The 13544-nt window shown below is 70.0% G+C and carries 14 protein-coding genes and 1 riboswitch; of the genes, 12 read left to right on the forward strand and 2 right to left on the reverse strand.

Annotated features, from left to right (window positions below; genetic code table 11):
* Positions 1-79 precede the first annotated feature (79 nt).
* The 6 genes from QQX04_RS01220 to QQX04_RS01245 are packed head-to-tail and all read left to right on the forward strand — an operon-like array spanning position 80 to position 5878.
* The gene (locus tag QQX04_RS01220) at positions 80-1054 is read left to right on the forward strand and encodes a carbohydrate ABC transporter permease (protein ID WP_301125399.1); all 975 of its coding nucleotides are present in this window, start codon (positions 80-82) and stop codon (positions 1052-1054) included.
* Positions 1051-1887, forward strand: a complete 837-nt coding sequence (locus QQX04_RS01225) for a carbohydrate ABC transporter permease (protein ID WP_301125401.1) — start codon at positions 1051-1053, stop codon at positions 1885-1887. Before QQX04_RS01220 ends, QQX04_RS01225 begins: the two co-directional genes overlap by 4 nt.
* Positions 1884-3326, forward strand: a complete 1443-nt coding sequence (locus tag QQX04_RS01230; protein ID WP_301125403.1) for a glycoside hydrolase family 3 protein — start codon at positions 1884-1886, stop codon at positions 3324-3326. The genes QQX04_RS01225 and QQX04_RS01230 overlap by 4 nt, the downstream gene beginning before the upstream one ends.
* A complete protein-coding gene (locus QQX04_RS01235; RefSeq protein WP_301125405.1) occupies positions 3323-4216 on the forward strand; it encodes an ROK family protein in 894 nt (297 codons plus the stop codon). The genes QQX04_RS01230 and QQX04_RS01235 overlap by 4 nt, the downstream gene beginning before the upstream one ends.
* Positions 4209-4991 (forward strand): glucosamine-6-phosphate deaminase, encoded by a 783-nt coding sequence (nagB, locus tag QQX04_RS01240; RefSeq protein ID WP_301125407.1) that lies wholly within the window; start codon positions 4209-4211, stop codon positions 4989-4991. The genes QQX04_RS01235 and nagB overlap by 8 nt, the downstream gene beginning before the upstream one ends.
* A gap of 2 nt (positions 4992-4993) precedes the next feature.
* Positions 4994-5878 (forward strand): N-acetylglucosamine-6-phosphate deacetylase, encoded by an 885-nt coding sequence (locus tag QQX04_RS01245; protein WP_301125409.1) that lies wholly within the window; start codon positions 4994-4996, stop codon positions 5876-5878.
* 189 nt (positions 5879-6067) lie between these two features.
* Here QQX04_RS01245 and purU read toward each other — a convergent pair whose 3' ends face one another.
* Positions 6068-6928: a formyltetrahydrofolate deformylase gene (gene purU / locus QQX04_RS01250; RefSeq protein ID WP_301125411.1), complete on the reverse strand. Its 861-nt coding sequence runs from the start codon at positions 6926-6928 to the stop codon at positions 6068-6070.
* A gap of 87 nt (positions 6929-7015) precedes the next feature.
* Here purU and QQX04_RS01255 point away from each other — a divergent pair, with 87 nt between their 5' ends.
* The 4 genes from QQX04_RS01255 (at position 7016) to QQX04_RS01270 (ending at position 10815) form a co-directional block, all read left to right on the forward strand.
* Entirely contained in the window at positions 7016-7528 is a 513-nt protein-coding gene (locus QQX04_RS01255) for a GNAT family N-acetyltransferase (RefSeq protein WP_301125412.1), read from the forward strand.
* Between the two features lie 87 nt (positions 7529-7615).
* Entirely contained in the window at positions 7616-8476 is an 861-nt protein-coding gene (locus QQX04_RS01260) for a hypothetical protein (protein ID WP_301125413.1), read from the forward strand.
* Between the two features lie 25 nt (positions 8477-8501).
* Positions 8502-8587, forward strand: a riboswitch (ZMP/ZTP riboswitch).
* A gap of 45 nt (positions 8588-8632) precedes the next feature.
* Positions 8633-9928 carry a serine hydroxymethyltransferase gene (glyA, locus tag QQX04_RS01265; RefSeq protein WP_301125414.1) on the forward strand — a complete coding sequence of 432 codons (1296 nt, stop codon included), beginning with the start codon at positions 8633-8635 and terminating at the stop codon, positions 9926-9928.
* Positions 9928-10815, forward strand: a complete 888-nt coding sequence (locus QQX04_RS01270) for a bifunctional methylenetetrahydrofolate dehydrogenase/methenyltetrahydrofolate cyclohydrolase (RefSeq protein ID WP_301125416.1) — start codon at positions 9928-9930, stop codon at positions 10813-10815. Before glyA ends, QQX04_RS01270 begins: the two co-directional genes overlap by 1 nt.
* Positions 10816-10864: 49 nt before the next feature.
* Here QQX04_RS01270 and QQX04_RS01275 read toward each other — a convergent pair whose 3' ends face one another.
* On the reverse strand, positions 10865-11629 hold the full coding sequence (locus QQX04_RS01275; RefSeq protein ID WP_301125418.1) for an IclR family transcriptional regulator: 765 nt from the start codon (positions 11627-11629) through the stop codon (positions 10865-10867).
* Positions 11630-11799: 170 nt separating this feature from the next.
* Between QQX04_RS01275 and QQX04_RS01280 the strand changes: the two genes are divergently transcribed.
* Both QQX04_RS01280 and dhaK read left to right on the forward strand, forming a co-directional pair.
* Entirely contained in the window at positions 11800-12534 is a 735-nt protein-coding gene (locus QQX04_RS01280; protein ID WP_301125420.1) for an MIP/aquaporin family protein, read from the forward strand.
* A gap of 11 nt (positions 12535-12545) precedes the next feature.
* Positions 12546-13544: a dihydroxyacetone kinase subunit DhaK gene (gene dhaK / locus QQX04_RS01285; protein WP_301125422.1), complete on the forward strand. Its 999-nt coding sequence runs from the start codon at positions 12546-12548 to the stop codon at positions 13542-13544.

Raw genomic sequence — 13544 nt, forward strand, 5'->3', positions numbered from 1 at the left:
CCGGGTGGCCCGGCGCGCACACCTCCTCCCGCGCGCGTCGGGCCACCCAGGGACCCACTCCCGAGAGGCAGTCGTGACCATGACCACCCCTGCGCCCGTGGCGGATCCTGCAGGCAGCACGCCGCAGTCCGAGCCCCCGGCCGCCACCCGCCGCCCGCGTCGACCGCGGCGCACGAAGCTTCCCTACTGGCTGATCATCCCGGCCGTCAGCACGCTGCTGATCGGCCTCGGATACCCCGTCACCTGGCAGATCATCAACTCCTTCAAGGAGTACGGGCTCGCCCAGCAGTTCGGCCAGCCTGCCGAGTTCATCGGCCTGCAGAACTACGCGAGCCTTCTCACCGACACCGTCTTCTGGACCATCGCCGCGCGCTCCGTCGCGTTCATGGCGCTCACCGCGCTCATCACCATGGCGATCGGCATCGCGTTCGCGCTGCTCATGAAGGCCATCCCCACCTGGTCGCGCATCGTCCTCCAGGTCGCGATGCTGCTGGCCTGGTCCATGCCGATCGTCGCGCAGATGACGGTCGCGAACTGGCTGATCGACGACCGCAACGGCGTCTTCAACTACATGCTCAGCTGGATCCCCGGCCTCGACATGGTGGGGCACAACTGGCTCGTCGAGCCCCTCAGCTTCTTCGGCGTCGCGATGACGATCATCGTGTGGGCCTCGGTGCCCTTCGTCGCCTTCTCCGTCTACGCGGGTCTGACGCAGGTGTCGGACGAGGTCCTCGAGGCCGCGCAGCTCGACGGGGCGGGGCGCTTCCAGACGCTGCGGCTCATCATCATGCCGATCATCCGGCCCGTGCTCGTCATCCTGCTGCTCCTCCAGCTCATCTGGGATCTCCGCGTGTTCGCGCAGATCCAGCTGCTGCAGGACTTCGGCGCCGCAGGCGAGCGCTACGACCTGCTCGGCACCTACATCTACGGTCTCGGCATCGGCCAGGGCCAGTTCGGCATGGCCTCCGCCGCGGCGATGGTCGTGCTCGTGCTCACCCTTGCCGTCAGCTGGGGCTACGTCCGCAGCATGCTCAAGGAGGACAAGGAGTCATGAGCCGTTCCCTGCTCCGAGGCGGAGGGGCCACCCTCGCCGTCGTCCTGGCCGCCGTGTGGGCGTTCCCCGTGTACTGGATGATCAACACGTCGTTCCAGACCCCTGCGTCCATCAACCGGCTGACGCCCACGTTCTTCCCGACCAGCGGCACCCTGTCCAACTACCAGTCGGTGCTCGCGGACAACGGCTTCCTCGCCGGGCTCGGGATGTCGCTCACGGTCACCGCGATCGTGCTCGTGCTCTGTGTCATCTACGCGGTGCTCGCCTCGTTCGCGATCGCCAGGTTCCGCTTCCGCGGCCGAACGTCGTTCGTGCTCGCGGTCATCATCGTGCAGATGCTTCCCGCCGAGGCGATGTTCATCGCGCAGTACAAGATGCTCGCGTCCGTGAACCTGCTGAACTCGATCATCGGCGTGTCGGTGATCTACCTGGCGATGGTCGTCCCCTTCACCACCTGGATGCTGCGCGGCTTCGTCGCGGGCGTGCCCGTGGACCTCGAGGAGGCGGCGATGATCGACGGCTGCACCCGCATGGGCGCCTTCCGCCGCGTCACCTTCCCGCTGCTCGCTCCCGGCATCGTCGCCTCCGGCGTGTTCGCGTTCGTGCAGGTGTGGAACGAGTTCGCGCTCGCGTCGATCATCCTGACCGAGAACGACAAGGCGACCCTGCCGCTGTGGCTGCGCGACTTCGCACAGACCTCCAACCTCGGCGTCACCGAGTGGGGCCAGGTCATGGCCGGCTCCGTGCTCGTCGCGATCCCGGTGATCATCTTCTTCATGATCGTGCAGGGACGCATGGCGCAGGGCCTCGTCGGGGGAGCGGTGAAGGGATGAACGCGCTCACCGTGCTCATGCCGGGCTTCGACGGCACCACTCTGCCGTCGTGGCTCGAGCAGCGCCTCCGCGACGGGCTGGGCGGAGTGTGCCTGTTCGGCACGAACGTGTCCTCGCCCGAGCAGCTGCGCGAGCTCACGCAAGCGATCCACGCCGCCAACCCGCACGCGATCATCGCGATCGACGAGGAGGGCGGCGACGTCTCACGGCTCTACCAGGCCGAGGGCTCGCCCTTCCCGGGCAACGCGGTGCTGGGTCGCCTCGACGACCTCGCGCTGACCGAGCGCGTGGGCGCACAGGTGGGCTGGGAGCTCAGGGCGGCCGGCGTCGACCTGACGATGGCACCCGACGTGGACGTCAACTCCAACCCCCTCAACCCCGTGATCGGGGTCCGAAGCTTCGGCGTGGACGCGGGCAAGGTCGGCGAGCATGGTGCCGCCTGGATCCGTGGAGTGCAGAGCACGGGCGTGGCCGCGTGCGCGAAGCACTTCCCGGGACACGGCGACACCGCGCAGGACAGCCACGTCTCCCTGCCGACGGTCACCGCCGATGCCGACACCGTGCGCACCCGAGAGCTCGCGCCGTTCGCGGCCGCGATCGACGCGGGCTCGGCGACGCTGATGTCCTCGCACATCCTGGTGCCGGCGCTCGACGCGACGGCGCCCACCACCTTCAGCCGTCCTATCCTGCGCGACCTGCTGCGCGACGCGATGGGCTTCGACGGGGTCGTCATCTCCGATGCCCTCGACATGGCCGGGGCGAGCGGTGGGCGTGGGATCGCCGCGGCAGCGGTGCTGGCGATCCATGGCGGCTGCGACTTCCTGTGCTTCGGCACCCGGAACAGCGACGCGCAGGTCGAGGAGATCCTCACCGCATTCGAGGAGGCCATCGCTGACGGCGAGCTCGCCGCGGAGGACCTCGAGAAGGCGGCGGAACGCGTCAGCGCGCTGGGGGCGTCCCTCGCTGCCGTGCGCGCCGGACGCCCCGTGCCGGGCGACATGGTCTCGGGCGAGGTGCCCGGGCTCGACGCCGCGCTCGCCTCCCGCGCGGTGGAGGTCTCCGACGAGGCCGTAGCCGCGTTGCGGTCCTCGCGACAGGTCGTGTGGGTGCAGCTCGAGCCGTCCGCCAACATCGCCGTCGGGGTCAGCCCGTGGGGGCCGTTCGCGGTGGGCGTGTCCCCGGTGGCCGTCCTGGGTCCCGAAGGCGACCCGGCCGACGCGCTCGCGGCCGTCCCGGAGGGCGCACTCGTGCTCGTCGTGGGCAAGGACAACCACCGTCACGCCTTCGCGCGCGCCGCCATCGATGCGTTCAGGGCGTCCGGTCCCACGATCGCGGTCGACATGGGCTGGCCCGACCCGGACGCGGGCTATGCGGACGTCTCGACCGTCGGCGCCTCGCGACTCATGGGCTCAGCGCTCGTCCAGGCGGTGACGCCATGACGCTCCACGTGGGCATGGACATCGGCGGCACCAAGACCGATGCCGTCGTGGTCGACGCCGAGGGACGTGTGCTTCACAGGCACGTGCTGCCCTCCGGTCATGGGGACGACGCGGTGGTCGCGAAGGCCGTCGCTGCGGTCGCGCATGTGTGCGAGGCGGCAGGCATCGCCCCGTCCGAGGCGGCATCCATCGGCGTCGGCATCCCGGGACTCGTGCTCGACGGCGTCGTGAGCCACGCGCAGAACCTCGGCATCACCCGCCTGGACCTGGCGTCCGCGCTCGAGAAGGCGTGGGGCGTGCGTCCCGTCGTCGACAACGACGTGAACGCGGGTGCCGTGGGCGCCTGGGTCGCCGCCGACGGAGGACTTCGCTCGATCGCGTACCTCAACCTGGGCACGGGCCTCGCCGCCGGCCTCGTCCTCGACGGCAAGGTGTGGCGCGGCGCGCGCGGCGCCGCCGGCGAGATCGGACACGTGTCCGTCGACCCGCACGGGCCTCTCGGGCCCGACGATCTGCCCGGCGGTCTCGAGACCTATGCCTCGGGCAGCGGGATCGCGCTGCAGGCGGGAGGCGAGGCGGCAACGGACGTCCTCGCGCGTGCCGATTCAGACCCCGACGCCGCCGCGATCCGCGATGGACTGTTCTACGGCGTCGCCACCGCGGTGCGCCTGCTCGTCCTGACGCTTGACGTGGAGGAGGTGATCCTCGGAGGGGGCCTCACCCGCATGGGCGAGCCGCTGCTCGAGGGCGCCCGTCGCGTCATTCGAGGATGGGAGCGCACCAGCCGCGTCCTCGCCTCCGTCGACCTGACCGCACGCATCCGCGTGCTCGACCCTGAGACCCCGGTCGCAGCCCTGGGCGCGGCCATGAGAGGAGCCGGACGTGGCTGAGATCATCGTCGCCCGGGACAAGGCCGCGGCGGGAGAGATCGTCGCCGACCACATCGCGGAGCTCGTCCGCAGCAACCCTGAGACCGTGCTCGGCGTGGCCACGGGCTCGACGCCGCTGCCCGTCTACGAAGCGCTCGGCGCGCGAGCCGACGCGGGCCTCGACTTCTCGCAGGTGCGCGCCTACGCGCTCGACGAGTACGTCGGCCTCCCCGTGGAGCACCCGGAGAGCTACCGGTCCGTGATCACCAAGGAGTTCGTCGAGCGCGTGGGCGCGGACCCGTCTCGGGTGCATGTGCCCGACGGCTCGCTCGACCGCATCGAGACGGCGGGGGAGCGGTACGAGTCGCTGCTCGCGGAGTCGGGCGGCGTGGACCTGCAGATCCTCGGCATCGGCACCACGGGCCACATCGGCTTCAACGAGCCCGGATCGTCGTTCGGATCGCTCACCCGCGTCAAGACGCTCACCGAGCAGACACGGATCGACAACGCGCGTTTCTTCGACTCGCTCGACCAGGTGCCGATCCACTGCGTCACGCAGGGCCTCGGCACCATCCTGCGTGCCAGGCACCTGGTGCTGCTCGCGTTCGGCGCGGGCAAGGCGGAGGCTCTCGCCGCGTCGGTCGAGGGGCCCGTGTCGTCGTCGATGCCGGGGTCAGCGATCCAGCTCCATCAGCACGTGACGGTCGTCGTCGACGAGGAGGCCGCCGCCCGCCTGGAGAACCTCGACTACTACCGTTGGGCGGCGGCGCACAAGCCGGCGTGGCAGGGTCTGTAGGCATGGAGCTCGTCGACATCCACTGCCACGGAGGTGGTGGGAACGCCTTCGGCGACACGGTCGACGGGACGCTCGCCGCGCTCGCCGCGCATCAGGCCGCCGGCACCTCCCGAGTGGTCGCCTCACTCGTCACCGAGCCGCTCGACGCGATGGTCGCGAAGCTTGCCGTCGTTCGCGAGGCGATGGCCCAGGCGCCCGCGCTGCTCGGCGTGCACCTCGAGGGCCCGTTCCTCGCGCCTTCGCGCAAGGGTGCGCACCCGCCGCACGCGCTCATCGATCCGACGCCGGACGCCGTGTCCAGGCTGCTCGACGCTGGCGAAGGGATCCTGCGCCAGATCACGATGGCGCCCGAGCTGCCCGGCGCGCTCGACGCGATCGCGCGATTCGCCGACGCGGGCGTCGTCGTCGCCGTCGGGCACACCGAGTGCACTGCGGCGCAGGCGACGGAGGCCTTCGACGCGGGAGCGCGTCTGGTCACGCACGCCTTCAACGCGATGCCTCCGATCGCTGGTCGCGCGCCGGGCCCGCTGGGCGCCGCGCTCGCGGACGAGCGGGTCTTCATCGAGGTCATCGCCGACGGCTTCCACGTGGCGCCGGAGCCGCTCGCGCTGCTGTTCGCCGCTGCGCCGGGACGCGCCGTCCTGATGACCGACGCCATGGCCGCGGCTGCGTCGGCCGAGGGAACCTACATGCTGGGCGAGCTGGAGGTCACCGTCGCCGGTGGGAAGGCCGTGCTGACCGGAACCGACACGTTGGCAGGCTCCACGCTCGTGCTGTCCCGTGCCCTGGACGTGTGCGAGGCGGCTGGAGTGCCGCGGGACGTGGCCATCGAGGCCGCCACCGCGACCCCGCTCAGGGCGCTCGAGGCCTGCGGCTGGATGTCCTGAGTCCGACAGGCCTGAGCCGCACCCCGTCGCCGCCGGACGGTGTGAACCACTCCGAAGCCCGACACCCCGCCGGCATGCCGCATCCTCCCGCGACACGCTGGCGCGTCGCGGTGGAGAGTGGTGCGAACTGTCGGGGCGGTCAGGCGCGCAGACGGCGCAACACCAGAGGGACGACGCGCCCGCCGGGGCCTACTTGAAGACGATCGTCCGGTGGCCGTCGAGCAGCACGCGGTGCTCCGCATGCCAACGGACTGCGCGGGCGAGCGCACGACGCTCCACGTCCGCACCCGTCGCGGTGAGGGTCTCCGGCGTGTAGGTGTGGTCCACCCGGTCCACGTCCTGCTCGATGATCGGGCCCTCGTCGAGGTCCGCGGTCACGTAGTGCGCGGTCGCGCCGATCAGCTTCACGCCACGGTCGTGCGCCTGGAAGTAGGGGCGGGCGCCCTTGAAGCTCGGCAGGAACGAGTGGTGGATGTTGATGGCGCGGCCCTTGAGTGCGCCGCACATCTCGGGGGAGAGGATCTGCATGTAGCGGGCCAGCACCACGAGCTCCGCGTCGGTCTCGTCCACGAGCGCGAGCACCTGCTGCTCGGCCTCCGCCTTGGTGTCGGCGGTCACGGGGATGTGGTGGAACGGCTTGCCGTAGAACTCGGCGAGCGGCTTCAGCGTGGGGTGGTTGCCCACCACGGCGACGATGTCGACAGGCAGGGTCCCCGCGCGCTCGCGGAACAGCAGGTCGTTCACGCAGTGCGCTGCCTTGGACACCATGACGACGGTACGCATGCGGCGTCCGGCGACGTCGAGCCGCCACGTCATGTCGAAGCGGTCCGCCAGCGCGGTGAACGCCGCCTCGAGCTCGGCCTGCGGCGCGGGGCTCTCCACCTCGACGCGCATGAAGAACAGACCGGTGTCCGCGTCGCCGAACTGCTGCGACTCGGTGATGTTGCCCTCATGCTCGGCGAGGGTTCCGGAGACCGCGTGCACGATCCCGGGACGGTCGGGGCAGGAGAGGCTGAGCACGAAGCGGCTCGTGGACGGGGCGTCGTTCATGCCTCAAGCGTAGTGATTCGGCGAAGCGCTGACGGACCGGGACCACAGGAGTGGTCCGAGAGGCCTGTGACCTGTCACCATAGGCGTATGAGCGAGGATGCAGAGGTCAGGATCGACGTCGTCGGCGCGGATCACGCCGGCGAGGTGCTCACGCTGCGACGCGCGGCGTTCGTGGTCGAGGCGCAGCTGTACAACGATCCGCACATCCCGGCGCTCACGCAGACGCTCGACGAGCTCATCGAGGACATGGAGTCCGGCGCGACCGTCACGCTCGGCGCATGGATCGGTCCGCGGCTCGTGGGCACCATCCGGGTCGGTATCGAGGGCACGAAGGCCACGATCGGACGGCTCGCAGTCGCGCCTGACGTCCAGGGCGTCGGCATCGGCGCGCAGCTCGTGTTCGCGGTGCTCGGCTACCTGCCGGAGGACACCTCGGAGGTGTGGGCCTTCACCGGCCAGAACTCCAAGCACAACATCGCGCTCTACAACAAGGCCGGCTACGAGCACCAGTTCGACCAGGTGTCAGGCGACCTCACGTACGCCTACCTGCGCAAGATCCTCGAGTCCGGCGCGATCGTCGACGACGCGGCGAAGGGCTGAGCCGAGCCACCGTCGGGCCGTTGACCGCGCGCGGCCGCGTCGCGTGGGCCACGATGGTCGTGGGTCACGCACCGAGGGAGGCCGCCCATGTCCTGGTACGAGCAGGCGTTCGTCGAGACCGGCCGCTCGCCCACGCTGTGGCTGCTCGTCGGCTTCGTCCTCACATTCGCCGCTACCAGGTGGGTGACGCGCCGCATCCGCGCAGCTGAGGCCGAGAGGGAGCGCACCGGGGCGCCCGAGCCGGAGGAGTCGGGCGGTCTGCTCTCCAACATCCACATCGGGGGCGTCCACGTCCACCACCAGGTGTGGGGCATCCTCCTGGTCCTCACGACCGGGGTGCTGAACTTCCGATTCACCCCCGATTCGCCGTGGATCGAGGTGCTCGCCCTGTTCTTCGGGGTCGGTGCCGCGCTCGCGCTCGACGAGTTCGCGCTGTGGCTCCACCTGGAGGACGTCTACTGGTCAGAGGAGGGCCGCAAGTCGATCGACGCGATCCTCGTCGCCACCGTCATCGGCGTGGCGCTGCTCTTCCAGGTCAGCCCGATCGGCCTGAGCCCGGAGGAGGCCGGCAACGGCTGGTTGTTCGCTGCGGCCGTGATCGCGCACTTCGTGTGGGTCGTGATCGCGTTCCTCAAAGGGAAACGCCACCTGGGCCTCGTCGGGATCGTCGTGCCTGCGGTCGCGACGATCTGTGGTCTGCGGCTCGCCAAGCCGACGTCGTTCTGGGCGCACCGGTTCTATTCGCCGGCCAAGAAGGAGAAGGCACGACGCCGCTTCTCGGACCAGTACCAGGCGCGATGGGATCGTCTCAGAGACAGCATCGGCGGTGACCACGGGCAGCGGCTGCCGCGCGCGATCGACAAGCTGGTGAAGGAGGAGATCCAGCACGCGACCGTCGACGAGCCCGTGCCGGAACCCGAGAAGGGCCCCGACGCGAACCGCCCGTGACGCGGGGCACACCCGTTGCTAGACTGGCGCGCGTCGTGACTGGCGCAGTGGGTCACCACGAGGGAGCGACACCTTTCTCGAGACTGTTGGTCGTACGCCTGGGCCAAGGTCACCGGACATACCGGCGACCCCCGGTCGCCTTCAGAGAGGAAAGCCATGAGCACCGACTCCAGCGCCACCGCAGCGGTGATGAACGCCACGCTGCAGGACTTCGACCCCGAGATCGCGCAGGTCCTCGACCGCGAGCTCGCCCGCCAGCAGACCTACCTCGAGATGATCGCGTCGGAGAACTTCGTGCCGCGCTCGGTCCTCCAGGCCCAGGGTTCCGTGCTGACCAACAAGTACGCCGAGGGCTACCCGGGCCGCCGCTACTACGGCGGCTGCGAGGAGGTCGACGTCGCCGAGAACATCGCGATCGACCGCGCCAAGTCGCTCTTCGGCGCCGAGTACGCGAACGTCCAGCCCCACTCGGGCGCGACCGCGAACGCCGCCGTCCTGCACGCGCTCGCCAGGCCCGGCGACCGGATCATGGGCCTCTCGCTCGCCCACGGCGGTCACCTCACGCACGGCATGAAGCTCAACTTCTCCGGCAAGCTGTACGAGGTCTCCGCGTACGGCGTCGACGACACGACCCACCTGGTGGACATGGACAAGGTCCGCGAGCAGGCGCTCGCCGACCGTCCCGACGTCATCATCGCCGGCTGGTCCGCGTACCCCCGCCACCTCGACTTCGCCGCCTTCCGCGCGATCGCCGACGAGGTGGGCGCCAAGCTCTGGACCGACATGGCGCACTTCGCCGGCCTCGTCGCCTCGGGCCTGCACCCGTCGCCCATCCCCCACTCGGACGTGGTCTCCACCACGATCCACAAGACGATCGGCGGACCGCGCTCCGGCATGATCCTGTCGCGCGACGCCGAGGCGTACGGCAAGAAGCTCAACTCCGCGGTGTTCCCCGGCCAGCAGGGCGGCCCGCTCATGCACGTCGTCGCCGCGAAGGCCGTGGCCCTCAAGGCGGCCGCCGGCTCCGAGTTCCGTGAGCGCAACGAGCGCGTCCTCGAGGGTGCGAAGATCCTCGCCGACCGTCTCACCTCGCCCGACGCGATCGAGGCGGGCGTCAACGTCGTCTCCGGCGGCACCGATGTCCACCTGGTGCTCGTGGACCTGCGCAACTCGCCGATGAACGGCCAGGAGGCCGAGGACCTGCTCCACGCCGTCGGCATCACCGTGAACCGCAACGCGGTGCCGAACGACCCGCGCCCGCCGATGGTCACCTCGGGTCTGCGCATCGGCACGCCCGCGCTCGCGAGCCGCGGCTTCGGCTCGGAGGAGTTCTCCGAGGTCGCCGACGTCATCGCGACCGCGCTCAAGGGCGGCGCCGACGTCGACGCGCTGCGCGCACGCATCGCGAAGCTCGCAGGCGACTTCCCGCTCTACGAGGGCCTCCAGCAGTAATGGCGGCGGAGCCTCAGCGCCTCGACGGCAAGGCCACCGCTGCCGCGATCAAGTCGGAGCTGGCCACCCGGGTCGCCGCGCTCGCCGAGCGCGGCATCACCCCGGGGCTCGGCACGCTCCTCGTCGGCGACGACCCGGGCTCCACCTGGTACGTCAACGGCAAGCACGCGGACTGCGCCGAGGTGGGCATCGCGTCGATCCGGGAGGATCTGCCCGGCGACGCGACTCAGGAGCAGATCGAGGCCGCCGTGGACCGCCTCAACGCGGACCCGGCGTGCACGGGCTTCATCGTGCAGCTGCCGCTGCCCGACGGCGTGGACACCAACGCGATCCTCGAGCGGATCGACGCGGACAAGGACGCCGACGGCCTCCATCCCACGAACCTCGGACGCCTGGTCCTCCGGGTGGCCGAGGACGTCACGTCCTCGCTTCCCTGCACGCCCAAGGGCATCATCGAGCTGCTTGAGCGTCACGGCATCTCCCTGCGCGGCAAGGAGGTCGTGGTCATCGGCCGCGGCACCACCGTCGGCCGGTCGATCGGCCTGCTGCTGACCCGCAAGGCCGTCAACGCGACGGTGACCCTGTGCCACACGGGCACGAAGGATCTCGCGGCTCACACGCGCAGGGCCGACGTGATCGTCGCCGCCGCGGGCGTCCCCGGCATCGTCTCGGGAGACATGGTGAAGGACGGCGTGGTGCTCGTGGACGTGGGCGTGAGCCGTGTCACCGACCCCGAGACCGGCAAGAGCCGGGTCGCCGGCGACATCTCGGCCGACGCTGTGGCGAAGTCCTCGTGGTTCTCGCCGAACCCTGGCGGAGTCGGGCCGATGACGCGCGCGATGCTGCTGGCCAACGTCGTCGAGTCCGCGGAGCGGGCCAGCGTGTAACGAGTGCTCTCATGAGGCCCGGTCGCCACGCGGCCGGGCCTCTGTCGTTCTAGTCGATCCTCATGGGGCGGGGTGGCCAGTCGGACCCGCCCACCTCGCGGGAGATCGTGCGCGCGGTCTGGCGCAGGTCGTTGAGCACTTCGTCTGAGGGCGGGTACTCGGTGGTGGGCATGACGATCTCCACGGCGGCGACGACGGCGCCGGAGCGGTCGCAGATGGGTGCGGCGACCGCGGACTCGCCGAGCACGGCCTCGTCGCGCTCGGTGGCGATCGAGGCGGAGACGACGCCTTCGAGCTCCTTGCGCAGGGCTGTGGGCTCGGTGACGGTGTCGCCCGTGAGGGGACGGAGAGCGCCCTCCAGGACCTTGTCGGCGAAGTCGAGGTCGTAGGCGAGCAGCACCTTGCCGAGCGCGGAGGCGTGCGAAGGGAGGGAAAGACCCGTCTCGTACATCTGCTGGCTGCCGTCAGGCCTGCGGTTGTGGTGGATGACGAGCACCTCGTCGAACAGCTGTACGCCGAGCCTGATCGAGCACCCTGTGCGCCGTGCGAGCTCGCGGGTCCACTGCATGGCTCGCGCGCGCACCTCATGGGTGTCGAGGTAGACGTTGGAGAGCTTGAGCAGGGTGGGGCCGAGCATGTAGCGCTGGGAGCCGGGCTCCTTGACGACGAGGCCGTGTGCCTGGAGCGACTTGACGATGCCGTGCACGGTCGAGGGGGCGAGCCCGAGCTCGGAGGCGAGCTCGGTGATGCCGAGGTGTCGGGCGCCTTGGAGGGCGTGGAGCACGCCCGCGGCGCGGTCGATCGCCTGGATCATGCGTGCCTCCCTCCGTCGCGGGGCGTCGTTCCCTCATTGTCGGGCCTGTCGTGGTGACCGTTTGACAGACTCTACATTCGGAATACTATTCGATATTGTCGAATGGCGTTCGAGGAAGAGCGCCGGCGGTGCGAGCCGCATCGACTGATCCGCTGTTCAAAGGAGCGCAGATGGACGTCAACTCACGGTGGCAGCAGCTCGCCGCCGAATTCCTCGGCACCGCCTTCCTCGTCTTCGTGGGCGTAGGTTCGGTGCCCGCCACCCTCATCGTGAACGGCGATGCCCCGTTCACCATGGCCGACCTGGGAATGATCTCCCTCGCCTTCGGCACAATCGTGATGGTCACGGTCTACGTGTTCGGATACATCTCCGGCAACCACATCAACCCTGCCGTCACCGTGGGCCTCGCCCTCTCGGGCGACTTCCCGTGGCGGCGCGTCCCCGAATACATCGCCGCACAGGTGCTCGGCGCCATCGCGGGTGCCTTCGCGATCGTCGGGGTGCTCGGCACCGCGGCGTCCGACGTGGGCCTCGGCATCGCCGCCTACGGCGACATTCCCTGGTACCAGGCGTTCTTCGCCGAGTTCATCGGCACCTTCATCCTCGTGTTCGCCGTCTTCGGCGTCGTCTACCGCCGCGCGGCCGCAGGCTGGGCCGGTCTCGCGATCGGTCTCGTCGTCTTCGCCGCGATCATCCCCGTCGCGCCCACCACGGGCGCCTCCATCAACCCCGCCCGCACCACCGGCCCGATGCTCGTCCAGCAGATCCTCGGAGGCGAGGTGTCCTGGGAGCAGTGGCCCGTGTACGTCGGAGCCGAGCTCCTCGCGGGACTCGCCGCGGCCGCGCTGTTCGCCGTCATCGCGCACACCGCGAAGGATCGCGCGCCCGAGCCCGCGGACGCGTAGAAAGGAACATCATGAAGAAGCTCATCAACTCTCCCGAGACCGTCCTCGCGGACGCACTCACCGGCATCGAGGCCGCCGACCCGTCGGTGCGCGTCGACCACGTCAACCGAGTCATCTATCGGGCAGCTCCCAAGGTCGACGGCAAGGTCGCCCTCGTCTCTGGCGGCGGCTCGGGCCACGAACCGCTCCACGGCGGATTCGTCGGCTACGGCATGCTCGACGCTGCATGTGCCGGAGAGGTGTTCACCTCACCCACGCCGGATCAGATGCAGGCCGCGACCAAGGAGGTCGACCGCGGCGCCGGCGTGCTGCACATCGTGAAGAACTACACCGGCGACGTCATGAACTTCGAGATGGCGGCGGAGCTCGCCGCCGCCGAATCGGGAGTCGAGGTCGCGACAGTCGTGACCGCCGACGACGTCGCGGTCCAGGACTCGCTCTACACCGCGGGCCGCCGCGGAGTGGGTGTCACCGTCCTGCTCGAGAAGATCGTCGGCGCAGCCGCGGAGGAGGGACGTGACCTTGCCGCAGTGAAGGCGATCGCCGACAAGGTCGCTGCGAACGGACGCTCCATGGGCATGGCGCTCACCAGCTGCACGGTGCCGGCCGCAGGGAAGCCGACATTCGATCTGCCCGAGGACCAGATGGAGATCGGCATCGGCATCCACGGAGAGCCAGGCCGTCACCGAGAGCCGCTCGCCTCGGCCAAGGACATCGCTGCACAGCTCGTCGAGCCGATCCTCGCCGACGCCGACTTCACCGGCGACCCGGCGATCGTGATGCTCAACGGGATGGGCGGGAGCCCGCTGATCGAGCTCTACCTCATGTACGGCGAGGTCGCCGCGCTGCTCGAGAAGGCAGGCGTGAGCGTGGCGAGGACGCTCGTGGGCAACTACATCACGTCGCTGGACATGGCCGGATGCTCGGTCACCGTGCTGAAGGCCGACGACGAGATCCTGTCCCTGTGGGACGCACCGGTGGAGACCGCCGGGCTCCGCTGGGGACGCTAG

Origin of the sequence: Demequina zhanjiangensis (assembly GCF_030418315.1) — a bacterium.
GTDB lineage: Bacteria > Actinomycetota > Actinomycetes > Actinomycetales > Demequinaceae > Demequina > Demequina zhanjiangensis.